Source organism: Rhizobium sp. O111 (assembly GCF_055616315.1).
In genome coordinates this window covers 1,959,830-1,980,886 of the sequence record NZ_JBSHXL010000001.1, presented here as the reverse complement: position 1 = coordinate 1,980,886, position 21,057 = coordinate 1,959,830, and the positions used below count along the sequence as shown (strand labels likewise).

General features: G+C 60.4%; 27 protein-coding genes and 4 tRNA genes. 15 read left to right on the top strand and 16 right to left on the bottom strand.

Annotation, left to right across the window (positions count from 1 at the left end; genetic code table 11):
- The first annotated feature begins 71 nt into the window (after positions 1-71).
- A tRNA-Lys gene (locus tag ACVTFQ_RS10210) sits at positions 72-147 on the top strand.
- A gap of 280 nt (positions 148-427) precedes the next feature.
- On the opposite strand, the gene ACVTFQ_RS10205 is transcribed toward ACVTFQ_RS10210, so the two are convergent.
- Positions 428-1,612: an MFS transporter gene (locus tag ACVTFQ_RS10205; protein ID WP_111561997.1), complete on the bottom strand. Its 1,185-nt coding sequence runs from the start codon at positions 1,610-1,612 to the stop codon at positions 428-430.
- A gap of 232 nt (positions 1,613-1,844) precedes the next feature.
- Between ACVTFQ_RS10205 and ACVTFQ_RS10200 the strand changes: the two genes are divergently transcribed.
- The 3 genes from ACVTFQ_RS10200 to ACVTFQ_RS10190 all read left to right on the top strand — a co-directional run bounded on the left by ACVTFQ_RS10200 (position 1,845) and on the right by ACVTFQ_RS10190 (position 5,475).
- Entirely contained in the window at positions 1,845-2,609 is a 765-nt protein-coding gene (locus ACVTFQ_RS10200) for a TIM barrel protein (RefSeq protein WP_111561996.1), read from the top strand.
- 145 nt (positions 2,610-2,754) lie between these two features.
- Positions 2,755-3,981 carry an adenylate/guanylate cyclase domain-containing protein gene (locus tag ACVTFQ_RS10195; protein ID WP_111561995.1) on the top strand — a complete coding sequence of 409 codons (1,227 nt, stop codon included), beginning with the start codon at positions 2,755-2,757 and terminating at the stop codon, positions 3,979-3,981.
- Between the two features lie 162 nt (positions 3,982-4,143).
- Entirely contained in the window at positions 4,144-5,475 is a 1,332-nt protein-coding gene (locus ACVTFQ_RS10190; protein ID WP_111561994.1) for an NAD(P)/FAD-dependent oxidoreductase, read from the top strand.
- A 65-nt stretch (positions 5,476-5,540) separates the two neighbouring features.
- Here the strand turns inward: ACVTFQ_RS10190 and ACVTFQ_RS10185 are convergent, their stop codons facing one another.
- The 4 genes from ACVTFQ_RS10185 to ACVTFQ_RS10170 form a co-directional block, all read right to left on the bottom strand.
- Positions 5,541-5,840, bottom strand: coding sequence for a HigA family addiction module antitoxin (locus ACVTFQ_RS10185; RefSeq protein ID WP_111561993.1), 300 nt, complete (start codon positions 5,838-5,840; stop codon positions 5,541-5,543).
- 150 nt (positions 5,841-5,990) lie between these two features.
- Positions 5,991-6,065 (bottom strand) — tRNA-Glu (locus ACVTFQ_RS10180).
- A 197-nt stretch (positions 6,066-6,262) separates the two neighbouring features.
- Positions 6,263-7,357, bottom strand: coding sequence for a YcbK family protein (locus tag ACVTFQ_RS10175; RefSeq protein ID WP_112437065.1), 1,095 nt, complete (start codon positions 7,355-7,357; stop codon positions 6,263-6,265).
- Between the two features lie 155 nt (positions 7,358-7,512).
- Positions 7,513-7,953, bottom strand: coding sequence for a VOC family protein (locus ACVTFQ_RS10170; protein ID WP_111561991.1), 441 nt, complete (start codon positions 7,951-7,953; stop codon positions 7,513-7,515).
- 193 nt (positions 7,954-8,146) lie between these two features.
- Here ACVTFQ_RS10170 and ACVTFQ_RS10165 point away from each other — a divergent pair, with 193 nt between their 5' ends.
- On the top strand, positions 8,147-8,725 hold the full coding sequence (locus tag ACVTFQ_RS10165) for a cold-shock protein (RefSeq protein ID WP_018900358.1): 579 nt from the start codon (positions 8,147-8,149) through the stop codon (positions 8,723-8,725).
- Positions 8,725-9,204, top strand: a complete 480-nt coding sequence (locus ACVTFQ_RS10160; protein WP_111561990.1) for a DUF192 domain-containing protein — start codon at positions 8,725-8,727, stop codon at positions 9,202-9,204. Before ACVTFQ_RS10165 ends, ACVTFQ_RS10160 begins: the two co-directional genes overlap by 1 nt.
- Before the next feature lie 187 nt (positions 9,205-9,391).
- On the opposite strand, the gene ACVTFQ_RS10155 is transcribed toward ACVTFQ_RS10160, so the two are convergent.
- The gene (locus tag ACVTFQ_RS10155; RefSeq protein ID WP_018900360.1) at positions 9,392-9,616 is read right to left on the bottom strand and encodes an alkylphosphonate utilization protein; all 225 of its coding nucleotides are present in this window, start codon (positions 9,614-9,616) and stop codon (positions 9,392-9,394) included.
- 369 nt (positions 9,617-9,985) lie between these two features.
- Here ACVTFQ_RS10155 and msrA point away from each other — a divergent pair, with 369 nt between their 5' ends.
- The gene (msrA, locus tag ACVTFQ_RS10150; RefSeq protein ID WP_018900361.1) at positions 9,986-10,498 is read left to right on the top strand and encodes a peptide-methionine (S)-S-oxide reductase MsrA; all 513 of its coding nucleotides are present in this window, start codon (positions 9,986-9,988) and stop codon (positions 10,496-10,498) included.
- An 82-nt stretch (positions 10,499-10,580) separates the two neighbouring features.
- Here the strand turns inward: msrA and ACVTFQ_RS10145 are convergent, their stop codons facing one another.
- Positions 10,581-10,955: a response regulator gene (locus tag ACVTFQ_RS10145; protein WP_111561989.1), complete on the bottom strand. Its 375-nt coding sequence runs from the start codon at positions 10,953-10,955 to the stop codon at positions 10,581-10,583.
- Between the two features lie 173 nt (positions 10,956-11,128).
- Positions 11,129-12,709 (bottom strand): PAS domain-containing sensor histidine kinase, encoded by a 1,581-nt coding sequence (locus tag ACVTFQ_RS10140; protein ID WP_470423888.1) that lies wholly within the window; start codon positions 12,707-12,709, stop codon positions 11,129-11,131.
- A 253-nt stretch (positions 12,710-12,962) separates the two neighbouring features.
- Between ACVTFQ_RS10140 and fdhD the strand changes: the two genes are divergently transcribed.
- The 5 genes from fdhD to ACVTFQ_RS10115 all read left to right on the top strand — a co-directional run bounded on the left by fdhD (position 12,963) and on the right by ACVTFQ_RS10115 (position 15,438).
- Positions 12,963-13,784: a formate dehydrogenase accessory sulfurtransferase FdhD gene (gene fdhD, locus ACVTFQ_RS10135; protein WP_111561987.1), complete on the top strand. Its 822-nt coding sequence runs from the start codon at positions 12,963-12,965 to the stop codon at positions 13,782-13,784.
- A gap of 279 nt (positions 13,785-14,063) precedes the next feature.
- Complete coding sequence (locus tag ACVTFQ_RS10130) at positions 14,064-14,225, top strand: hypothetical protein (RefSeq protein ID WP_162718208.1); 162 nt, start codon at positions 14,064-14,066, stop codon at positions 14,223-14,225.
- A gap of 39 nt (positions 14,226-14,264) precedes the next feature.
- The gene (locus ACVTFQ_RS10125; protein WP_111561986.1) at positions 14,265-14,783 is read left to right on the top strand and encodes a Dps family protein; all 519 of its coding nucleotides are present in this window, start codon (positions 14,265-14,267) and stop codon (positions 14,781-14,783) included.
- A gap of 255 nt (positions 14,784-15,038) precedes the next feature.
- Complete coding sequence (locus ACVTFQ_RS10120; protein WP_111561985.1) at positions 15,039-15,245, top strand: hypothetical protein; 207 nt, start codon at positions 15,039-15,041, stop codon at positions 15,243-15,245.
- Positions 15,246-15,258: 13 nt separating this feature from the next.
- Positions 15,259-15,438 (top strand): hypothetical protein, encoded by a 180-nt coding sequence (locus tag ACVTFQ_RS10115; RefSeq protein WP_111561984.1) that lies wholly within the window; start codon positions 15,259-15,261, stop codon positions 15,436-15,438.
- Between the two features lie 89 nt (positions 15,439-15,527).
- Here ACVTFQ_RS10115 and ACVTFQ_RS10110 read toward each other — a convergent pair.
- A tRNA-Pro gene (locus ACVTFQ_RS10110) sits at positions 15,528-15,604 on the bottom strand.
- A gap of 94 nt (positions 15,605-15,698) precedes the next feature.
- Here ACVTFQ_RS10110 and ACVTFQ_RS10105 point away from each other — a divergent pair.
- The 3 genes from ACVTFQ_RS10105 (at position 15,699) to ACVTFQ_RS10095 (ending at position 18,031) form a co-directional block, all read left to right on the top strand.
- On the top strand, positions 15,699-17,447 hold the full coding sequence (locus tag ACVTFQ_RS10105) for a phosphoethanolamine transferase (protein ID WP_470423887.1): 1,749 nt from the start codon (positions 15,699-15,701) through the stop codon (positions 17,445-17,447).
- 152 nt (positions 17,448-17,599) lie between these two features.
- Positions 17,600-17,905 (top strand): ETC complex I subunit, encoded by a 306-nt coding sequence (locus ACVTFQ_RS10100; protein WP_018900450.1) that lies wholly within the window; start codon positions 17,600-17,602, stop codon positions 17,903-17,905.
- Positions 17,906-17,954: 49 nt separating this feature from the next.
- Positions 17,955-18,031: transfer RNA gene (locus ACVTFQ_RS10095), tRNA-Arg, on the top strand.
- Between the two features lie 61 nt (positions 18,032-18,092).
- Here the strand turns inward: ACVTFQ_RS10095 and ACVTFQ_RS10090 are convergent.
- The 7 genes from ACVTFQ_RS10090 to ACVTFQ_RS10060 are packed head-to-tail and all read right to left on the bottom strand — an operon-like array spanning position 18,093 to position 21,042.
- Positions 18,093-19,118: a tyrosine-type recombinase/integrase gene (locus tag ACVTFQ_RS10090; RefSeq protein ID WP_470423886.1), complete on the bottom strand. Its 1,026-nt coding sequence runs from the start codon at positions 19,116-19,118 to the stop codon at positions 18,093-18,095.
- 8 nt (positions 19,119-19,126) lie between these two features.
- Positions 19,127-19,303: a hypothetical protein gene (locus ACVTFQ_RS10085; protein ID WP_470423885.1), complete on the bottom strand. Its 177-nt coding sequence runs from the start codon at positions 19,301-19,303 to the stop codon at positions 19,127-19,129.
- A complete protein-coding gene (locus ACVTFQ_RS10080) occupies positions 19,300-19,581 on the bottom strand; it encodes a hypothetical protein (RefSeq protein WP_470423884.1) in 282 nt (93 codons plus the stop codon). Before ACVTFQ_RS10080 ends, ACVTFQ_RS10085 begins: the two co-directional genes overlap by 4 nt.
- A complete protein-coding gene (locus ACVTFQ_RS10075; protein ID WP_470423883.1) occupies positions 19,581-19,943 on the bottom strand; it encodes a hypothetical protein in 363 nt (120 codons plus the stop codon). Before ACVTFQ_RS10075 ends, ACVTFQ_RS10080 begins: the two co-directional genes overlap by 1 nt.
- Positions 19,940-20,518: a hypothetical protein gene (locus tag ACVTFQ_RS10070; protein WP_470423882.1), complete on the bottom strand. Its 579-nt coding sequence runs from the start codon at positions 20,516-20,518 to the stop codon at positions 19,940-19,942. Before ACVTFQ_RS10070 ends, ACVTFQ_RS10075 begins: the two co-directional genes overlap by 4 nt.
- Before the next feature lies 1 nt (position 20,519).
- Positions 20,520-20,816 (bottom strand): hypothetical protein, encoded by a 297-nt coding sequence (locus ACVTFQ_RS10065; RefSeq protein ID WP_470423881.1) that lies wholly within the window; start codon positions 20,814-20,816, stop codon positions 20,520-20,522.
- A gap of 1 nt (position 20,817) precedes the next feature.
- Positions 20,818-21,042, bottom strand: a complete 225-nt coding sequence (locus ACVTFQ_RS10060; protein ID WP_470423880.1) for a hypothetical protein — start codon at positions 21,040-21,042, stop codon at positions 20,818-20,820.
- Positions 21,043-21,057 lie beyond the last annotated feature (15 nt).

The window sequence follows — 21,057 nt, the reverse complement described above, 5'->3', positions numbered from 1 at the left end:
TCGGAAGGGCGCTAGACAAGCCGAACGATCCTGTTTATACGCCCTCTCACACCACGCAACACAGCGCGGACGGGTGATTAGCTCAGTTGGTAGAGCAGCTGACTCTTAATCAGCGGGTCGTAGGTTCGAGCCCTACATCACCCACCATTCTTTCAAAGAAATCAAAGTATTGCAGATGCAACACTCGCTTCGGCGAGTGCCGCCGGGAAGGCGTGGCCTGCACTTTATCCGACGTTTTTTGATCTTCGTTCAACCGCGCGAATCACAACTCTCGTGCGTGTGTCAGTCATGCTGAAAAGCCTGTTCCAGGCCGATTCGAATCGTGATTTTTTCGCAGTGCATGATTTGCCGGCTCAGCGATTTGCTGTGCCCTAGCGAACGCCAGCGACGGTCGCGAGAATTCTTTTTTCGAGCATGCCGTCGTTATTTAGGCCGCGCTTCCGGCGCTCGCATCGGTCGGCTGGTCGGCGCGTCTGCGGCTGGGCAGCGACTTGATCGACAGCAGCGCGTAGATGATCAGCGGCAGGCAGATGAGGTAGGCGATGCGCATGCCGGCATGGTCGGCGATGAAGCCCAGCAGCGGCGGCGCCAGGAAGAAGACCACGAAGGACATCTGCGCTACGGCCGCGACGTTGACGTGTGACGGGCGATCGGTGCGCTGTGCGGCTGCCGAGACGCTGAGGGGATAGACGGCGCTGCAGCCGGCGCCCATCAGGCCAAAGCCGAGCAATGCCACGAAGGGGTGCGGTGCCGCCCAGACGGCGATGACGCCGGCGGCGGCCAGCACCAGCAGAACCGTCGCCACCGCGCGTGCGCCAAAACGGTCGACCTGCGGGTCGACCAGCAGGCGGGCGGCGGCCATGAAAAAGGTGAACGAGGTGAGGCCCAATCCGCCGATGAATGGTTCGGAATTGAAGACGTCGCGCATGTAGATCGCCGACCAGTCGATGCCGGCGCCCTCGATCAGGAAGGCGGCGATGCCGATGCCGCAGAGCGGCAGCAGGGCTACCGTCGGCAGCGCGATCAACGGCGCTTTCGTCTCTTCATGGTGCGTGACGCGCGCGGGCGCATTGCGCATGCCCGAGATGACCCAGGTGCCGACGATGAGCACGAAAGCGAAGGTGATGCCGAGATGGATATGCATCGGCACGCCTGCCTGGCGGATCCCCGAAGCGGCAAGTGCTGTCAGAAAGAAGCCGAGGCTCCAGAAGCCGTGCGCCCGGTTCATCACGCCGCGACCGAGCTGCGCCTCGATGCGGTCGATCTCGACATTGAGGTTGATTTCCAGCGAGCCGGCCAGCAATCCCTCAAGAATGAGAATGCAGAACACCAAAGGCGCGCTTGCCATCCACGGCACCGTCGCGATCAGCGCCGATGTGCCGAGCACGGTGATGAAGGCTGTCGTGCGGGCGCCCAGGCGCTCGATGATGGGGGAGGCGAAGGTGAGCGCGGTCAGCGCACCCACGGCCGCGCCGATCAGCGTCAGGCCCAGTTCCGAGCGATCGACGCCGAGCGCCAGCTGCAGGTCCGGCATGCGGGCGAGCAGGGCGCCCATCGATACGGCGAAGAGGAAGAAACAGACATAGATTCGGTGCTGCGGCGCGAGCTGCATTGGTGTCTCCAGATGGGTATGCGCAGATCGGCGCTGGCAATATCCTAGTTTGGGATTTCGCCGACACAATCAAAAATAAACATGATGCGTGTATTTTGCATGAAAACTATCGCTGTGGTTTGTAAAATTGCGGCGGCGAGTCTAATGCTGGCGCGGATGGTTTGGCGCGCTTACAGTCCGGGCAAATGGCTCGGATCGCACCGTCTGCCTTGCCGAAACGAAGTGAGATGTCATGAAGCTTTCTGCCTGTATCGAATGGCTTTTCGCCGATGAAGCCGAGACCTTTGCCGATCGTATCAGGCTGGCGCACCGCCATGGTGTCGAGGCCGTCGAGTTCTGGCGGTGGACCAACAAGGATGTCGGCAGCATCGAATGGGCGTTGAACGAGACGGGCATCGAGCTTGCAAGCTTCGTGGCCGAGCCGATGATCCCACTCACGGACCGCGCCAACCAGGCGGCGTTTCTCGAGGGGCTGAAGCGGACGATCGAGGTCGCGCGGCGGCTTGGCGCCAGGACGTTGATCGCACAGGCCGGCGACGATCTCGCCGGTAAGACCCGCGAGGAGCAGCGGGCGGCGCTCACCGAAACCTTGAGCCGCGCCGGCGAGGTGCTTGCGGACAGCGGCGTGCGGCTCGGCGTCGAGCCTTTGAACACGCTGATCGACCATGTCGGCTACTATCTGGAATCGACGCGGGAAGGGCTCGATATCGTCAAGGAGACGGGCAGGCCGGAGATCGGGATCATCTACGATATCTACCACTCGGCCGTCATGGGCGAGGATACGGCCACAGTGATCGGCGGCGATATCGACAAGGTCTTCCACGTTCATATCGCCGATCATCCCGGCCGCAACGAGCCTGGCAGCGGCTCGATCGACCTGAAGGCGCGCGCCGACTGGCTTGTGGCTCAGGGCTATCGTGGCGCCCTGGGGCTGGAGTACCGGCCGACACAGCCAAGCGCGCAAACGATCGAGCAGACACGGCGGTTGCTTGGCTGATCGATAGGACTGGCCGAAACTTTTTCCGTTAGCTGTTGCCGATAAGGCATTCCATTCCACGACCGGCCACCCCATTTAGCTGGCGTAGGAATGATTTTTTGTTTTGATGTTGAGAAGGCCGCGGGATCTCGCGGAGTGTAGGGCGATGCAATTTCAATCAAACCCGGCTCCACAGCCTTCAGAGCTGAGCGTTGGCCAGTGGCCGAGGCAGAGGACAGCCAGCCTCGACTGGCTGGTCAACGAGACCCGCAACGAGCGCTATATCGACAATCTTCTGGTCCAGCTCTGCGACCGGCTGCGCGACGAGGGCATTCCCGTCAGCCGCGCCACGATGCATTTCAGGACGCATCATCCGCAATGGCTGGGTGCGCGTATTCTCTGGCAGACCGGGATGACCGAGGCGAAGATCACCACCTTCGACTATGGTATTGAAAATACGCCGCAGTTTCTGCGAAGCCCCGTCAACGAGATCTTCAGCGGTGCCAGCGAGGTGCGCAAGGATATCGAGGCGCTGCGCCCCGGCGACGGGCATGCCGAATTCTATGACGACCTGAAGCGCGAGGGCGTGACGGAGTATATCGCCTGGCCGATGGAGCATACGCTGGGCAAGCGGCACATCGTGACCTTCGCCAGCGATCGTCCCGGTGGCTTCCTGGAAGAGCATGTCGATTATCTGAAGGACCTGCTGCCGGCGCTGACGCTGGTGACCGAGATCCGGCTGAAGAACATCATGGCGCGCACGCTGTTGCAGACCTATGTCGGCCCGCACGCCAGCGAGCAGATCCTGGCCGGTGCCACGACGCGCGGCAGCGGCGCCACGGTGGAAGCCGCGATTCTCATCTGCGATCTTCGCGATTTCACCACGATTTCCGACCACTGGCCGCGCGACGACGTGATCGAGCTCCTCAACGGCTATTTCGACGCGATGTCGGAACCGATCGAGAAGCATGGCGGCGAAATCCTGAAATTCATGGGTGACGGCATGCTGGCGATCTTCCCGCTCACCAATCCTCAGGCCTGCGAAAACCTGTTGCAGGCGATCAAGACCGCCGAGGCGTCGATGGTCGAGCTCAACGCCGAAAACAAGCGCAAGGGCCGCGAGGTTCTTCGCTATGGGATCGGCGTGCACGTCGGAGAGGTGATGTACGGGAATATCGGATCGCGCCGGCGGCTCGATTTTACCGTGATCGGTCCGGCGGTGAATGTCGCTTCGCGGCTGGAAAGCCTGACGAAGGAGATCAAGCGGCCGGTGCTTCTGTCCCGGGCATTCGTGGAGATGGCGGGCCAGGAAGACGAGATGGATAGCCTGGGTGCCTTTCCGCTCCGCGGGCTTGGCGAACCGGTCGACGTGTTCGCGTTTCCATTGAAATAGCGGGATGGCTTTGGCGGTCACGGCGGGGGCTGCTCGATCCGCGATCGTCGCAAGTTGTTCTTATCCGCGGCAAATTCGCGCTTGCTGCGGATTTTCTGTTTCTAGCGCGTCCCGCCGGCGCTAGACCATCTCGCAAGATAACTACCATCCGCGAGATCCTCTATGCCCGGTCCCTATGTCGTTCCCGTTCATGGCGATGAAACGCTTCCCGATGCCTGCGATGTCGTGGTGATCGGCGGCGGGATCGTCGGGTGCTCGACGGCGCTGGAACTCGCCGAGCGCGGGCTGAAGGTCGTGTTGTGCGAGAAGGGCGGCATCGGGCAGGAGCAGTCGAGCCGCAACTGGGGCTGGGTGCGTATCTCTATGCGCGATCCGCGCGAGGTGCCGCTGATGGCAGAGGCGCTGCGCATATGGGACAATCTCGACGCGCGGACAGGCCGCGATACCGGCTTCAAGCGCGCCGGCATCATCTTTACCTGCGCCAACGAGAAGGAACTGTCGGATCATGACCGCTGGCGCGCCAATCTCCAAGATCATCAGATCGACACGAGGATGCTGAGCGCCCGCGAGTTCGGCGATCTCTTTCCCGGCTCGAAGCTACCCATGGCCGGCGCGCTCTACACACCCGCCGACGGCCGCGCCGAGCCGCAGAAGGCGGCACCCGCGATTGCCGAGGCCGCGCGCGACAAGGGCGCCACCATCCTCACCGCATGCGCGGTACGCGGGATCGAACTGGCTGCGGGCGCGGTCTGCGGCGTGGTGACGGAACGCGGGCCGATCGCCTGCCAGGCGGTGGTTCTCGCCGGTGGGGCCTGGTCCAGCCTGTTTTCGGGCCGCTTCGGGATCGATCTGCCACAATTGAAGGTGATGAACAGCGTTCTGCGGACGAAGCCGCTCGAGGGCGGGCCGGAGCAGACGATCTGGGCCAACGACTTCGCCATCCGCAAGCGCCAGGACGGCGGATATACGGTGGCGTCGGGCTACGACAATATTGTCGACATCGTGCCGGCGTCGTTTCGCCATGCGATGGATTTTCTGCCAGCGCTGCGCTCGGAGTGGAAGGCGCTCTCCTTCCGGCTCGGCCTGCGCTTCCTCGACGAAGCCCGCATCCCGCGCCAGTGGTCGCTCGATGAGGCAAGCCCCTTCGAATATAACAGGGTGCTCGATCCCATCCCATCCAGGCGCAAGCAGGACAAGGCGCTGGCGGAGCTGAAGGCCGCGTTTCCCGTGTTCGAGAAGGCCGAGATCGCGCAGCGCTGGGCGGGCTATATCGACGTGACGCCGGATGCGGTGCCTGTCATCTCCGACGTCGAGGCCATTCCCGGCTTCCACATCGCGACCGGCTTCTCCGGCCACGGCTTCGGCATAGCGCCGGCAGCCGGGCGGCTGATGGCCGATATCGTGACGGGCAGGGCGCCTATCGTCGATCCCAAGGCATTCCGGCTGTCGCGGTTCAGCGATGGGTCGAAGATCGAGTTGATCAGCGGGGTTTGATTGGGGGATACCCGCAGGCTAGTTGTGCGTGATCGGGCATCCGCTGGGCTCTTTGCTATGACGCCTCAAGCTGCTTTCAGAGGAACGATAGCCTCGAGTTCCGCGCCCGCGTTTGCTTCAGCCGTTGAGAGGTCGAACGCGGTCTGCATATTGGTCCAGAACTCCGGCGTCGTGCTGAACAATCTGGCCAAACGCAAAGCGGTGTCGGTTGTAATCGGGTTCTTTTCAGCAACAATCCGTTCGATGCGGGCGCGCTGTACGTTCAATAGCTTAGCCAGCGTATAAGCCTTGAGGCCGTTGGGCACCATGAACTCTTCGCGAAGTATCTCGCCGGGATGAATCGGTGGGTGGAAGCGAGTTACCATTGTAGCTTTCCCTTGCGACGGATTGCACGCGTGTCGTAACCCGATTTTCATTCAGCAATATGGATTGGGAATGGCTGTTCTTGACGATGCAGTTACCGTACATCAATACAGCGGAAATTTCGTATTCATTTCAAATGATTACGAGAGAAGTGGCACGCCCTAGGGGAGTCGAACCCCTCTTCCCAGAATGAAAATCTGGTGTCCTAACCGATAGACGAAGGGCGCTTCCTTCGTGGTGGCGCCCTTATAATCAGGCACTTGGATTCCCGCAAGCGGCAAGAAGTGATTTTTTGCAAAAAAATGACAAGAAAAGTCAGCGTGTGGAAAAACGCGCGTATTGCCTTGAAATCAAACGCCTAAACGCAAGCGTCGTCCGGTGCCGGGAGAGGCAACGGGCGGCTGTGAGTGGAATGAGCTTGATATCAGAGCGCGCGGGCGAGGGTGGCGGCGGCCGGTTTGCCGCCGCAGCCCCAGTTCCAGTCGCGGTTGCGGCCGGTGTCGAGATGGATGGAATCGGTGTGGCAATAGGTGCCGACACCGCCGCGGTCGGGCAGCGACCTGATATAGCTGGCGATATCCCATTTGGAGACGCCGTCGATCTGGATGTCGGCCGCATCGCAGCTCATGTGCATCGATTCCTCGGCGCCGCCGACCATGCGGTTGTGTTCGGGATCGCGGTAGCCCGACGTGACAACCACAGGCTTGCCGAAATGGGTCTCGACCGACTTGATCACCTTCAGAAGGTTCGCCTTGAAGCAGCCGACCTCGACCTTGTCGTTCTGCAGATGCAATCCGTTCGGCGCGATGCGGGTCATGCCGGGGAGTGACGCTTTCTTGATCAGGCCGGAGAGGCTGGTGAGGAGGTTCTGCTTCGGCGCGGCGTAGAGCGCGTTCATGCTCTGGCCGGGAAGAGAGCTTGTCGCCAGCGAGGCGGTCTGCACCGGATCGACCCTGGTGCTGGTGTTCTGCGAGGATTGCTGCGGCTGGAGCGTTTGCTGCTGTGGCGCTTCCTCGACCGGCAGCTGGCTCGAATAGACGCTGGAGCGCGTTGCGCCGACGCCGGTCGAGGGCTGCAATGTGGTCGAGGTCGGGTTGTTCTGGACCTTCGGCTTGACCGAGAAGATGCTCATCGCCTGGGCGTTGATGCCGGTCGATTGCATGGCTAGGCCGCCGATGTTGGCGGGAGCCATAGCTTCCGGCGTTGCCGATGCCGGCTGGCCGGGTGCTTGTGCCAGATTGGCGGCTTGCGCGCCGGGGGCATTGGCCATCCCGGAGACATTCGTCATCCCGGAGACGTTCGTCATCCTGGGGTCGCGGTAGCCGGCCTGCTGGGCGGTCGCTGCAGTCGGCGCAGCGTTTGCGGCCGTCTGCTGATCTTGCGCGGGCACGGGTTCGGCGGCGGCGGATGCGAGCGCGTCTACGGCGGGCTTGTCGGACACGCAGCCCGACAGCGCCAAGGCGGAGGCGGCGATCAGAAGTGCCGCCTTGATGGGCGTGCGCTTTTCAACAGCGAGCAAGCGAGCATTCTCCAAAATGAAGGCGAGGGCTATGCAAAAAGCACGTTTCCCCTCGAGTCATCTGGAGAGTGCCCGCAGCAAAGTTGTGCGGCAAGGACGATCCGGACGCAGTGACCGGAAATCGAAAAAGCCGCAAGCCTCGCAAAAGCCTCGGCTTACCAGGCGCCGGTGTTGCCCATCGATGCCCATGGTTCGGCCGCTTCGAGGCTGCCGCCCTTCTGCAGAATCTCGATCGAGATACTATCAGGCGAGCGCACGAAGGCCATGTGTCCGTCGCGTGGCGGGCGGTTGATGGTGATGCCGTTGTCCATCAGCTTCTGGCAGGTCGCGTAGATGTCGTCGACCTCATAGGCGAGGTGGCCGAAGTTGCGGCCGCCTGTGTAGTCCTCGGGGTCCCAGTTGTAGGTCAGTTCCAGGCATGGCGCGCCCTTGGCGGTGGCGTCGGCCTTGTCGCCCGGGGCTGCCAGGAACACGAGGGTGAAGCGGCCCTTCTCGTTGTCGATGCGGCGGGTTTCTTCGAGCCCGAAGAGGGTCGCGTAGAAATGGAGCGATGCATCCAGATCCTTCACTCGGACCATGGTGTGGAGATAACGCATTCTGTTTCCTCTCTAAATGCTGGCGTGCCCCTTATGTGGCGGAACGTCAGGTTCAGGCAAGACTAGGGGGTAAGATTGGCAGCTGCGAATAAACGAAAAGTAGGGCTTGCGCTAATCCGTTACCAACATGTTAATCTTGATCTCAAGAATCAGTTAACCGTAACAGTGTGACGCGTATTGAGGGGCTGGCGAAATGGCTGACAGGATTTCATCGACGGAATTCACTGACCTCGAACAACTCGCGGGCGATGCGGTTGACCTCATCGAAATCACCGGTGTCGTGAAGTGGTTCGACGTCGCGAAAGGCTTCGGTTTCATCGTTCCTGACAACGGCATGCAGGATGTGCTTCTGCACGTGACCTGCCTGCGCCGCGACGGTTACCAGACCATCCTCGAAGGCACGCGCATCGTCGCTCTCATCCAGCGTCGCGATCGTGGATACCAGGCCTTCAAGATCCTCTCCATGGACCAGTCCACGGCGGTTCATCCGTCGCAGCTGCCGCCGGTTCGCACACATGTGCAGGTCACGGCGACGAGCGGTCTGGAGCGCGCGCTGGTCAAGTGGTTCAACCGCACCAAGGGCTTCGGCTTCCTGACGCGCGGCGAGGGAACCGAGGATATTTTCGTGCATATGGAGACGCTGCGTCGCTTCGGACTTACCGAGCTTCGTCCCGGCCAGGTTGTGCTCGTTCGCTTCGGCGATGGCGACAAGGGGCTGATGGCAGCCGAGATCCATCCGGATGCGCCGACGCCTGTGAGCCGGGCGCACTGATGAACATGGTTTCGCACCGGATCAGAAGCGCCTTTTTGGCGCTTTTTTTCATGCTGGCGCTGCCGGCGTTCGCCCAGTCTGTCGTCAAGTTCGACAAGGAGCCGCTGGTCATCGAGACGACGGCAGGACAGAAGTACAACTTTACCGTCGAGATTGCCGATACCAACGAACAACGCCAGCGCGGGCTGATGTACCGTCAGGACATGGCCGCCGACGAGGGCATGATCTTCGATTTCGGCGCGTCGAAGCGTGTGCAGATGTGGATGGAAAACACGGTCCTGCCGCTCGACATGCTGTTCGTCGATCGGGCGGGTATCGTTCGCGGCGTCAAGCAGAATGCGGTGCCGTATTCCCGCGATATCATCGATTCGGTGACCGCGGTGAAGTACGTGATCGAGCTTAATGCGGGGGCTGCAGCCAAGCTCGGCCTCAAGGCGGGCGACCGCGTGACCAGCCCGACAATCACCAAGTACAAGTAGCCTCAGATCGGCTCCTGTTTCTTCCGTTCCGGCAAAAAAAGGCTCGTCCCGCGGTATCGCCAGGACGAGCCAAGTTGTACGGTTATGAGCGACGTGCATGAAGCTCATGAGCGGACAATAGCGCGGCTCGCCGTCGCCACATTGATCTGCATCAAACGTTGCGATTCGGCACACATATCTCCGCTGCCTACGCCTTTTTGAGGAACTCCGTCTTCAGCACCAGGCCTTTGACCTGCTTGGTGTTGCATTCCACTTCACCGGGGTTTCCGTTGAGCCGGATGTTCTTCACCAGCGTTCCGCGCTTGATCGTTTCCGATGTGCCCTTGACCTTCAGGTCCTTGATGAGCGTGACGGAATCGCCGTCGTTAAGCTCGGCGCCGTTGCTGTCTCTTACAATTGGTTCGTCGGTCATTTTGATCTCGCCTTTCAAAATTGCTTGTTGGATATGAGGGATATGGCGCACCTGCGGTTCCCGTTACGTGATGAACGTCACGTAGGGTTATCGAGCCTGCGCCACGCAACTTATGATGCTTCCCTAGAGGCTGGAGCCGCCAAAGTAAAATCAATTGGTTGGACACGGTCTTTGATCAGCGCTGGCTGAATGTCTCGCTGCTGATATGAGGGCGCTCGATGCTGTGGCACTGGCAAAGATGACGTCGAATCCCTATCTGTAGGCCACGCGGCGAGTTGCCTTTGCAGGTGGCTCAGGCAGGATGGGTGGAGACATTCAGGCTGCTACCCGACGAATTCCGTAACGAACCTCAGGGAATGGAGATATTCGATGACTATCGAACGCGCAGTGCTTGCAGGCGGTTGTTTCTGGGGGATGCAGGATCTGATCAGGCGTATGCCGGGTGTCGAGACGACGCGCGTGGGCTACACCGGCGGCGAGGTCGCCAACGCGACCTATCGCAATCACGGGAACCACGCCGAGGCGATCGAGATCCTCTTCGATCCCGCCAAGACCAGCTATCGCGACATTCTGGAATTCTTCTTCCAGATTCACGATCCCTCGACGCCCAATCGCCAGGGCAACGATCTCGGCCCCAGCTACCGCTCGGCCATCTACTACGCGAACGATGAGCAGAAGCGTGTTGCCGAAGACACGATCGCCGATGTCGATGCATCCGGCCTGTGGCCGGGCAAGGTCGTCACCGAACTCGCGCCAGTCAGCGATTTCTGGGAGGCGGAGCCGGAGCATCAGGATTATCTGGAGCGGATTCCCAACGGCTATACCTGCCACTTCGTCCGCCCAGGCTGGAAGCTGCCGAAGCGGCAGTCTTCCGCGGCTTAAAAGAGAGCCGCTCCTTATCAGCGCCAGGTCGAAAGGCCTGGTGTTTTGCGTTTCGGCCGCGTGCAGACGCGGCTGCCTTCAGTCAAGTCTGGCGTTGAAGCGCCGATTCAAGACAGGCGAGGAGGTGCTTGATATCAACGGGCTTGCCGAGAACGGCGAAGGCGCCGCCATCGAGCGCTGCCGATCTGGTGCGCTCGTCGCGATAGGAGGTCATGAAGATGATCGGCGGTCTCGGCGGTGTCTTGTTCAGTTCGGCTTGCAGCTCGATACCGCTCAGGCCGGGCATGGCGACATCAAGAAGCATGCAGTCAATCGAGGCGCGATCCTCGTAGGCCAGAAACTCCTCGGCGTTGGCGAACAGCTGGCTTTGATAGCCGCAGGACAGGACGAGATCGTCGAGCGCCTCCCGGATGGCTTGGTCGTCGTCGACGATGGCAATGGTGGAAATGTGGGGCAAGAGAAGGGACCTTGATATGGGTATTCCGGTACGTGGGTATTTCGGACTCGGATGCTTGCTTGTTTCCCCTAATATGCGCGTCGACACCGCGAAACGGTATCATACAAGGGTTTAGGTTGTTCACGTCCGCCGCGCGCTGGTCGTGACGCACAACCGGCTGCGGCGGCGGGCGGTTACAGATGTGGATCCTCGATCGGTAGCGTCATCCTGAACACCGCGCCGCCATCGGGATGATTGAAACCATCGAGCCTGCCGCCGCGGCTTTCCAGCGTGCTGCGGCAGATAGACAGCCCCATTCCGAGCCCCGAGGCCTTGGTGGTATAGAAGGGCGTGAACAGCTTCTCCATTCCCTCTGGGCTGATGCCCGGGCCGCTATCCCTGACCGACACACCCACCATGCCATCCGTCGGCTCGATTTCCACGATGATCTCGCGAACAGGGCACTTGGCGCCGTTGATCGCCTGGATGGCGTTGGTCATCAGGTTGATCATCACCTGCTGAATCTCCACCCGCACGCTCTTCACTCGCGGCACGCCTGCGCCCGGGCGAACGGTGACAGTGATGCCATCGCGCTTCAGGTCGTGCTCGACCAGCGAGCGGGTTTCATCGATCAGCGTCGGCAGGTCGATCCACTCGGCCTTGCTTTCCTGCTGGGTGAGGAGGTTGCGGGTGTTGTGGATGATGTCGCTGGCACGCTGGCCGTCGCGGATGATGCGTTCGGCGGAACGGCGAATAGCCGAAAGATCCGGCGGATCGCGATCCAGCCAGCGAAGCAGCGTCTGCGCGTTGACGGCGATGGCGCCGAGCGGCTGGTTCAGTTCATGCGCCAGCGAGGCGGAGAGGGCGCCGATGGTGGCCGCTTTCGACGCCTTGGCGAATTCGGCGCGCGCCTCTATCAACGCGGCCTCCGTCATTTCGCGCTGGGTGATGTCGACCATGCCGACGACGACGCGGTTGAAGGCGGCGATGTCTTCAGGGAAACTGATGCTCAAAAGCACCTGCCTGACTTCGCCGCCGTCGGTTGTGATCGTGCCCTTGCCTTCGAAATAGGATTGGCCGTTGAAAATGGCGTTCATCACGCGCAGGAACGTCTGGTCTCCGGCCGCGATGAAATGGACCATGGAATCCCGCACTTCGCCGCCGGAGGTGGTGCCGAGAAGCTCTCGAGCCGCTTCATTCGCTGCAACGGTGCGCAGCAGGCCTATGCAATCGTCGATGACTTCGGGATGTCGGCTCGCGTGTTCTTCAAGATCGGAGATGCCTGATGCCTTCAGCCCCATCAGGTAGGCGCGCAGCTGCGAGTAATCCCTCTCCCAGAGCGCCACGCGGGCACCGTCGAAAATCGAGCGGTAGCGGGCTTCACTTTCACGGATTTCGGCATTTCTTTCGATCAGTTCGGCGCGGAAGGCGTCGTTTCTCAACAGCAGGGCCATGGTGATGGCGAGCGCGGCCAGAGCCACCGCGAGCCGAATGAAGGTCTGCAGGTCGGGATCGGGACCATGGGTCAGGAAATAGGAGAGGACTGTCAGGAAGATGCAGACGATCGACGTCAGCAGCAGTCCGGTGCGGGTCAGGATCTCCGAGCCGAGCAGAAGAGCCATGACATAGAGAACGGCAATCGCGCCTTCGATATCGGTGAAGGTATCGATCACAAAGACGATCGCCATCAGGAAGGCTGATATCAGCGCGACTGTGACGCGATGGCCCGTGCCGCCACGTTGGTTGAACAGCACACCGGCTCGTTCCGCGCTCATGATATGATCCCCATCTACCTTGGCGCGCATGATAGCGATCGCGACCGTCATTCTAACCTATACATAGGTGTCGTTTGCGCAAAAGGTGGTTTTGCCTTCTGTTTCAAGTGATTGACAGTGTTCGCCGCCGACCCGGCTGGTGCCGGCGCCAAGCCGCCGTTCTTTGACGAGGACAGACCGCCCGGTCCGGGCCTATAGTGCGTGCCGAGCGGAGCGCTACCCGGCTATGCCGCGTTGTTCAGGGAAGAGCAGAGTGAATATCAGTTTCGTCGATAGCCGAGCGAGCCATGAAGCGGTGCAGACGATCGCCTTTCGGGGCGGGGTTGTAGTGCCCGCGACACGCAGCGTTCCCGAGGAAGTGGCGATCGCCTTTTCCTATGGCGGCAGCTCGCATGCGGTGATGATGGCGACGCCGGATGATCTGGTCGACTTTGCAGTCGGCTTCAGCCTCACCGAAGGGCTGATCGATAATGTCTCGCAGATCGAGGCGATCGAGGTGGTTCAGGACGAGATCGGCATCGACGTGCAGATCACGCTTGCCGACGATGTCGAGGAGAAGCTGCGCGCGCGCCGCCGGCATATGATGGGGCCGGTGGGGTGTGGTCTGTGCGGCATCGAATCGCTGGAGCAGGCCGTGCGCACGGTTCGGCCCGTGCTGTCCTCCGATCTCACGGTCACGCCTGACGATATCGCGCGCGCGGTGGCGAGCCTCGGCGATCACCAGCAACTTAACCACAAGACCCGCGCGGTCCATGGCGCGGGATTTTTCGTGCCGGGGAGCGGGCTTCTGGCAGTGCGCGAGGATGTCGGCCGGCACAATGCGCTGGATAAGCTCTGCGGTGCCGTCGTCGCCTCGGGCGTTCCCGGCGGCAGCGGCGCGGTTGTTGTGACCAGCCGGCTTTCGATCGAGATGATCCAGAAAGCCGGGTTCCTCGGCAGCCCGATCCTAATCGCCATTTCGGCGCCGACGGCCTATGCGATACGCACGGCCGAGGATGCCGGAATCACCATGATCGCCGTTGCTCGCGGAGAGGATTTCGAGATCTTCACGCATCCGCAGCGGGTGATTTTCTAACTTCACCCCAAAAAGGAAAGACCGCCCCGGGGTAGGGGGCGGTCTCTGGCGGATCGAGGGGGAGCGATCCGCGGCGTCGATGCGGGGGCGGCATCGACGACAGGTAGCGCTCGGCGCTACCGCCTCACGGAGGGGACGTGAGGCATGAGAGGAAGCTACTCCGTTCCCATCCGCTCCATAACTATACTTAGGTGTGGTCGGACTAGACGACCATAGAATAGGCCGGCCGAAGAAGGCCGCCTAAGCTCCAGCCATATTCACCGGATTGGAGCCAATCCCATGTCGTCGTTCAAGAAGACGTTTTCACTGTCAGCCAAACAAGTTGCAGCCAGCCTGTCGGCGCAGCTGCCTCAGGCGGAGCGGCCGAAGCGGATTGCGATCACCGTCGATCACGACGAGACGCGCCTGCCGGTCCTGCTGATAGCGCCGACCATTCATTGATCCCATCCACGTTCATCACACCATCACCAGGAGACGACCATGACCTATCAGCCCGCATCCAGGATCCAGCGCGCGGCGCTCGCCACCCCGACCGATCTCTCCTCGAACGCTACGACCGATATCGCGGCGGCGCTGACGGCGCTGCTTGCCGATGTGTTCGTGCTCTATCTCAAGACAAAGAATTTTCACTGGCACATGTCCGGCCCGCACTTTCGCGATTATCACCTGATGCTGGACGAGCAGGGCGAGCAGATCTTCGCCATGACCGACGACATCGCCGAGCGCGTCCGCAAGATCGGCGGCACCACGCTGCGCTCCATCGGCCACATTGGACGGCTGCAGCGGCTACTGGACAACGATGCGGATTACGTGACGCCGGAGGATATGCTTGCCGAGTTGCGCGACGACAACAAGCAGCTTGTGGGCCTGATGCGCCAGCTGCATGAACTGACATCCGAGCATAATGATGTCGCAACGACGAGCCTCATCGAAAACTGGATCGACGAAGCCGAGCGCCGCGCCTGGTTCCTGTTCGAAAGCACACGCCGCGGCGCGTAAGCTTATGCGTTTACCCTAGCGCCAGCCATCCCCGACCTTGCCGGTTGGGGATGGTTTTTTGCTTCGCATGCGCCCGGCTATTCGAGCGGATATGCCCCGCGTGCAGCGGAGCCCATATGCGCCTTGGCCGCTTGCGTCTCGTCGACTGAATGGCGAAGACACATACCTTGGTATGGTCGCAGCTACACCCCAATAGGATTTCGAGATCGCGGCCCTGGCCCTAGGCTCCTCTCAGAGAACGAAAGGGGATGCGTCATGACCACCCAGGCATTTCGCGACAGCATCGCATGCCAACCGTCATCCGGGCAGGCACGGCCATTTCCTTCGATGCCGCTCGAGGCGCTGCTCGATATGGATCCGGATGCGTCGCTCTGGGAACGGCTCTACTGGCAATTCACGCTTCCGGCGTTCCTATGCACGGCGCTCGATAGCCTGCGAGAGGATTGCGGCGGACAGTCATAAGGAGGGAACAGGAATGGCGAAAGACTGCATGCCACTTGTCGAGGTGTCAATTCAAAGGGATGGCCGGCTGATTCCGCTCGGGATCATGAGCCTCGCGCAGGCACTCGATCTGCCGCATCATCGGGACTTCGTGTTCGTCCATCTCGCGGGTAAGGCCGACGGCTCTCACGATGAGCGACCGAGACGCCGGTAGCGACGCGCGGCCGGTCGCACGAGGCGTTTGCCTTGTTGTTTCGATCAAATTTTCAGGGAGATTTACAAGCTATTTCAGCGTGGTGATGATGGTCGGAGTGGAGAGATTCGAACTCCCGACCCTCTGGTCCCAAACCAGATGCGCTACCAGACTGCGCTACACTCCGTGCCAACGAGGAGCGCAATACACGGTTCGATCGTGCGCTGCAATAACTAAAATGGTGTTTTCCCACGGATCGTCTTTCCGAGGCTTTCAGGTTGATGTCAGTAAGCAATGCCATCCCCGCCTGGTTGGCGTGGCAGCCTTGGCTGGTGCGCGCTCTGGCATTGGGATGCATTTTGGAAAATACGGGTTCATCGAGTGCGCGGGTCGGCTATCGGCCGAAGATCGGAAGTGTCACGCTGTCGGTTCTGACGGCGGTCTACATTCTGGCGGTGGCGAACCAGACATTCTGGGTGCGGGCTTTCGGCTATCTGGCCGCCACGCCAATGGCGTTCATCGCCTTCGTGCTCGGGATTTTCGCAATCACCATCGCCGCGCTGACCACATTTTCTGTCAAATACCTGACCAAGCCGGCGCTGATCTTCTTCGTTATGGTGGCGGTGGTATCCTCCTGGTTCACGGATCAGTTCGGCGTGATCCTCGACAAGGAGATGATCCGCAACGCCGCAGTGACCACGCGGGCGGAATCGGCGCATCTGATCACCTTTTCCTTCGTGCTTCACATTCTCCTGTTCGGCGTGCTGCCGTCGCTTCTGATTGCCTGGGTCAAGATCGTTCACAGGCCGTTTTTGAAGAAGTTTGCCTGGAACATGGCCGTTATTCTGCCGTGTCTGGCGATTTTCGTCGCTGCCGGTCTCGGCTTTTCGCAGACCTATGCCGCGGTCGGGCGTCTTCACAAGGATATCATGCTCACGCTGAACCCGTTCATTCCGATCGGGAACGCCGCGCGCTTCGTCTTCGCCACTGAGAACGACCGCACCGTCGTGCGCCGGCCGCTGGGGACGGATGCGCATCAGCGCACGGTGAGCGCCAATGGTAAGCCCCGGGTGACGATCATCGTTGCCGGCGAGACGGGCAGGGCGCAGAATTTTTCGCTCGGCGGTTATCCGCGAGAGACCAATCCGGAGATGAAGGCGCGCGGCGTCATCTATTACAAGAACGCGACGAGCTGCGGCACCTCCACGGCGGTGTCCTTGCCCTGCATGTATTCGGTCTATACGCGGGCGGACTACACGCACCGCAAGGGCCTTGAGACTGATAACCTGACGGATATTCTCGGCCACGCCAAGGTCGACGTCGAGTGGTGGGACAATGATACCGGCAGCTATGGTGTCGCCAATCGCATTCCCTATCGCTTCCTGCCCGATGCCGCCGACCCGCGCTTCTGCACGGATGGCGAATGCCTGGACACCGTGCTGCTCGACAAGCTCGGCGACTGGCTTTCGAATGTGAAGAGCGACAGCGTTCTGGTACTACACCAGCTCGGAAGCCACGGGCCGGCCTATTACAGGCGTTATCCGGACGATTTCCGCCGCTTCACGCCGGATTGCCGGACGCCGGAATTCGGCGCCTGCAAGCCGGAAGAGATCGTCAACGCCTATGACAACACGATCCTCTTCACCGATCACGTGGTGGCCAAGGTCATCGATTACCTGAAGAAGCATCAGGACACGATTTCGGCTTCGATGCTCTATGTCTCCGACCATGGCGAATCGCTGGGCGAGAACGGGCTCTATCTTCACGGCGCGCCCTATATCATTGCGCCGGCGGAGCAGACGCGGGCGCCGATCATCGTCTGGCTGTCGCCTGATTTCAGCGCGGCCTCCGGCATTGACACGGCCTGCCTTGCGGCGAGCGCTTCCAATCCGGTGTCGCACGACAATTTCTTCCACAGCGTTCTCGGGCTGATGGATGTCGAAACCAGCGTCTATGACGCGAAGCTCGACCTGTTCTCAGGTTGCCGTAAGGCGCCGGACAAGGCGGTTCAGACGACATCCAAGGGGTAGGCCGCCGGCGAGTGGTCTCCATGGCTTTTCGCTTGAAAAGGAAGGGATTCGCCGCTAAGCAAAATTCATCTATCTGTGCGATCGTAGATGAAGATGCCCCGCACGGGGGTAGTCCATTGATTGCGAAAGCCATAATTCGGAGGCGTGCAGCTATGTCTGCCAAGATCTATCGTCCAGCAAAGACCGCCATGCAATCCGGCAAGGCAAAGACTCATCTCTGGGTGCTGGAGTTCGATCAGGAAACGCCGCGCACGATCGACCCGATCATGGGCTACACATCGTCGTCGGACATGCGCCAGCAGGTGAAGCTGAATTTCGAAACGCAGGAACTGGCCGAAGCCTATGCGCAGCGCAACGGCATCGAATACCGGGTGATCGCGCCGAAAGATCCGCAGCGTCAGACGGTGGCATATCCGGATAATTTCCGCTATACGCGCACGCAGCCCTGGACGCACTGATTTCTTCCAGAGCCCATGCCTTCGATGCGCGCTTGCGCATCGGCAGTGTGGCCCCTTAGCTCAGCTGGATAGAGCACCTGCCTTCTAAGCAGGTGGTCGCAGGTTCGAATCCTGCAGGGGTCGCCAAACCATACTCTAAGTATCTGATTTTATTGTAGGTGGGACCAAGCGGGGACTTGGGTGCGACCTACATTCTGTTCGACAAGCGTTCTGACGCGCCCCGAGCGAGCTTCTTCTTGTCAGCTTCCTTCGTGTAAATCTCAGCCATAGCCAAGCGCGACCACCCGAACATTGCCATCAATTCGTGCGCTGTTGCGCCTTCATCGGCAGCTATCGTCGCACCAGCTTTTCGCAATCCGTGGGCTCTGCACTCATCCGGCAGCTTTGCGGCCTTGCACTGCTTGGCAAACCAATTCCCAAACGATGCTCCTGAACTGAATGGCTTCCCGCGTTCCGTCGTCAGGAAAGCCAAATCTCCGGTCGGCGTTGCCTCGATCGATTCGAGCAGCTGCTTGAAGACGGGCAGGTAGACCCACTGCTTCGTCTTCTCCGTTCGAAGGGAGATTATCCCGTCCTTCAGGTGCTGGCGGCCGACGACGACGGCGTCACCGCGGCGAAGGCCAAGGAAGAGCAGGATATCGATCGCCAGCCGGGGCTTCGTGCCAAGCTTGTGCTTCGCCCGATATTGCTCGACCTGCTCGACCGACCATGTGTGAAAGCCATCCGATTTGACGTTCGTTTTGCTGACGCCGATGACAGGGTTAATTTCCAGGTGCTCGGCCTCGACCGCCCACTTGAACAGGTGGCTCATGGTCTTGAGGAAGTTGTTGGCAGCGTTCGGCGTGGCCGCGCGCTTATCTACCCCGGCCTTGATCTTCGCCTTCGTCAGATCGACGAAGGGACCATCGGCGTTCTTTGGGTCATCGAGAACCTTCTTCAGGATGTTGTCGCGTGCGCGCCTGGTGCCAGGCGCCAACTCCGCCCAAGCGGCACTACGCTTGTATTGGTCGACGAGCCACTTCAGGGAGCCTGATTTTGCCTTGGGTGCCTGGGGCGCGGTTTCGGAGCCACTCAGCGCTTTCTCATAGGCGGCAGTGAACTCCGCGGTCCCATAAACGTCGGGCAGCCGGACGCGCTTCCCCTTCCGCTTGAAGTACCAAGCCTTCTTTCCGTGGCGAGTTGTCTCGTGCGAGAGGAATGGTTTGCGCGGCATGTCCTCCATCAGAGGTCAAAGTCCTCGTACCGCGCAACCGACGCCGGCCTGTGATTATCGGGGATATCGGGGGAAACGCGAACGATTTTCCCATTGACCTCCACCTCGACCCGAACGCCATCGCGCTTGGCAATCTTCGCCATGCGGTGCAGGTCGGATTCCTTGACGAGTGCTGCTCTGGTCATTCGCTGCCCTCCCTCGAAACGGGCGCTGGTGACCTAGCATCCATCATCTCGCGGGTTTCAAACATGGGATGCTGCAGGCGCGGGAAGAAATCACGCTGCCAGCCAGCGCTGTTGATGGGGTCGAACTCGATCTGCTGGCGGCAGTCATCGCAGTACCAGGAGAACGAGCCGTGGTTATACCAGCGGGCCGGGGCGCACTGGCAGCGCGTGCGGTTGCAGCTTCCGCCTTCGTGACCCTTGTCGGGCTTGTTCGGTCCGTCGTAGTCGCCGTAGGCCATTATGCTACCTCTCCAACTTCGTTGACGTACTCGGAGGCGATCAGCTTGGTGGCTGCGGCTGTCCATTCGTAGCCGGGTGTCCCATAAGGAACCTCGATGTAGTCGAGCAGCCAGCGAATGGCCTCGGCGTTACTCACGTCGGGCCAGATAGCGCGCAATGAGAGCGCCAGCGCCCAATTGAATCCAATCTGCGTAAGGGGCTCGTCCGGCTTGTTCTTGAACCGGTCGATCAGGATATCTTCGATGATCGCGGGCAGACGCTTATCAAGCTCGCGCTCAATCCCGGCCTTGACCAGATCCGACATTGACTGCCGAACGGCTGTTTTCGCGATGCTCTGGCCTATGCGGCGGAAAATATTCATTCCCCGCCTCCCATAGGAGAGGACAGAGCGGCGGGGAGGTCGGCGGCTATCTTATCCGTGTTGTCGAGAATGAATTTGAGGACGGCAGCGTTCTCGCCGTAGGCGCGGATAGCCTCGTTGCCCTGCCAATCTCGCGCTTCCCACGAAAAGCCCCTGTCGGTACGCGGCATAGCATCGATCAGCTTGAGAAGTTTTTGCAGGGTTACAGCCCCAACCGAAAGCTCAGCGGGAGCTTGGGGAGAGGCGTACAACGGCACACTGATCGTCAAGCCGGAGGGCAAGCCCCACATGTAGCGCGCCTCTTTTGGGGTAGATGCCAGCGTTTCGAGGTTGCCCTTGGTCGTCCAGGCGACGGGCTCGCTCCCCACCGAAAGCTCTGAGGGCGATGGGGTGCCGTCAGCGCGAGAAAGTCCGCGGACATCATCGACGAACTTGACGCAAGTGGCTTTCTGGCCGGGTGTACGGCTATCCCAGAAGTCCATAGAGCCGCCTTTTTGGTCATAGGCGTACTCGTGGCTCCATATAGCCATAGCGACACGGGCTTCAGCGTGCGGGTTGAGGTTGCGGTCGCTCATATCACTTGCCTTTCTGCTGGGGAGGGAAAATCAGACGATGGGCCTCGATAAGAGCTATTTCCTGTTCCGACAAAATTGGCTGCAGAATTTCTGCCTCGACCTGTCCTGCATCGATGTCATCAGCGCGAGGAAGCTTGCGGATCTTGTCAACAAAATCGACGCATGCAGCTTTTTGGTCTGTCGTAAGGCTATCCCAGAAGTCGAGTGAATTACCCGTTTGCCGGTATGAATACTCCAGGCTCCAGATGGCTTTAGCTGCCAATGCCTCAGCGTGAGGGTTAAAATTGCGCTCGATCATATCACTTGCCTTTCTGCTGGGGTTGATCGGAGAGGTACCAGTCGACGATCACGTTGAACTGCTCGCGCGGGATTTCGACCCAGCCGACCCACTCGCTGTTTGCTGGCGGGTGCAATGAAACCTTGTCTTCGAAGTTGAGGATCGACCACCGCTCAGGATCTTGCGGGTGGTTGTCATTGGTCATAGCCAGAAGGTCAGTCTCATTGGAGACATCGTAAGGTCTCATCGTCTCGTCTCCTGT

What these genes read in the sequence shown, in the direction of transcription:
- msrA (WP_018900361.1), top strand. Translation starts at nt 9,986, where the DNA reads ATGACTATCGAACGCGCAGTGCTTGCAGGCGGTTGTTTCTGGGGGATG.
- ACVTFQ_RS10195 (WP_111561995.1), top strand. Translation starts at nt 2,755, where the DNA reads ATGCAATTTCAATCAAACCCGGCTCCACAGCCTTCAGAGCTGAGCGTT.
- ACVTFQ_RS10080 (WP_470423884.1), bottom strand. Translation starts at nt 19,581, where the DNA reads ATGGCCTACGGCGACTACGACGGACCGAACAAGCCCGACAAGGGTCAC.
- ACVTFQ_RS10090 (WP_470423886.1), bottom strand. Translation starts at nt 19,118, where the DNA reads ATGCCGCGCAAACCATTCCTCTCGCACGAGACAACTCGCCACGGAAAG.
- ACVTFQ_RS10165 (WP_018900358.1), top strand. Translation starts at nt 8,147, where the DNA reads ATGGCTGACAGGATTTCATCGACGGAATTCACTGACCTCGAACAACTC.
- ACVTFQ_RS10120 (WP_111561985.1), top strand. Translation starts at nt 15,039, where the DNA reads ATGACCACCCAGGCATTTCGCGACAGCATCGCATGCCAACCGTCATCC.
- ACVTFQ_RS10065 (WP_470423881.1), bottom strand. Translation starts at nt 20,816, where the DNA reads ATGATCGAGCGCAATTTTAACCCTCACGCTGAGGCATTGGCAGCTAAA.
- ACVTFQ_RS10060 (WP_470423880.1), bottom strand. Translation starts at nt 21,042, where the DNA reads ATGAGACCTTACGATGTCTCCAATGAGACTGACCTTCTGGCTATGACC.
- ACVTFQ_RS10130 (WP_162718208.1), top strand. Translation starts at nt 14,064, where the DNA reads ATGTCGTCGTTCAAGAAGACGTTTTCACTGTCAGCCAAACAAGTTGCA.
- ACVTFQ_RS10160 (WP_111561990.1), top strand. Translation starts at nt 8,725, where the DNA reads ATGAACATGGTTTCGCACCGGATCAGAAGCGCCTTTTTGGCGCTTTTT.
- ACVTFQ_RS10200 (WP_111561996.1), top strand. Translation starts at nt 1,845, where the DNA reads ATGAAGCTTTCTGCCTGTATCGAATGGCTTTTCGCCGATGAAGCCGAG.
- ACVTFQ_RS10070 (WP_470423882.1), bottom strand. Translation starts at nt 20,518, where the DNA reads ATGAGCGACCGCAACCTCAACCCGCACGCTGAAGCCCGTGTCGCTATG.
- ACVTFQ_RS10170 (WP_111561991.1), bottom strand. Translation starts at nt 7,953, where the DNA reads ATGCGTTATCTCCACACCATGGTCCGAGTGAAGGATCTGGATGCATCG.
- ACVTFQ_RS10125 (WP_111561986.1), top strand. Translation starts at nt 14,265, where the DNA reads ATGACCTATCAGCCCGCATCCAGGATCCAGCGCGCGGCGCTCGCCACC.
- ACVTFQ_RS10190 (WP_111561994.1), top strand. Translation starts at nt 4,144, where the DNA reads ATGCCCGGTCCCTATGTCGTTCCCGTTCATGGCGATGAAACGCTTCCC.
- ACVTFQ_RS10155 (WP_018900360.1), bottom strand. Translation starts at nt 9,616, where the DNA reads ATGACCGACGAACCAATTGTAAGAGACAGCAACGGCGCCGAGCTTAAC.
- ACVTFQ_RS10085 (WP_470423885.1), bottom strand. Translation starts at nt 19,303, where the DNA reads ATGACCAGAGCAGCACTCGTCAAGGAATCCGACCTGCACCGCATGGCG.
- ACVTFQ_RS10140 (WP_470423888.1), bottom strand. Translation starts at nt 12,709, where the DNA reads ATGAGCGCGGAACGAGCCGGTGTGCTGTTCAACCAACGTGGCGGCACG.
- ACVTFQ_RS10075 (WP_470423883.1), bottom strand. Translation starts at nt 19,943, where the DNA reads ATGAATATTTTCCGCCGCATAGGCCAGAGCATCGCGAAAACAGCCGTT.
- ACVTFQ_RS10205 (WP_111561997.1), bottom strand. Translation starts at nt 1,612, where the DNA reads ATGCAGCTCGCGCCGCAGCACCGAATCTATGTCTGTTTCTTCCTCTTC.
- ACVTFQ_RS10100 (WP_018900450.1), top strand. Translation starts at nt 17,600, where the DNA reads ATGTCTGCCAAGATCTATCGTCCAGCAAAGACCGCCATGCAATCCGGC.
- ACVTFQ_RS10115 (WP_111561984.1), top strand. Translation starts at nt 15,259, where the DNA reads ATGGCGAAAGACTGCATGCCACTTGTCGAGGTGTCAATTCAAAGGGAT.
- ACVTFQ_RS10105 (WP_470423887.1), top strand. Translation starts at nt 15,699, where the DNA reads ATGTCAGTAAGCAATGCCATCCCCGCCTGGTTGGCGTGGCAGCCTTGG.
- ACVTFQ_RS10185 (WP_111561993.1), bottom strand. Translation starts at nt 5,840, where the DNA reads ATGGTAACTCGCTTCCACCCACCGATTCATCCCGGCGAGATACTTCGC.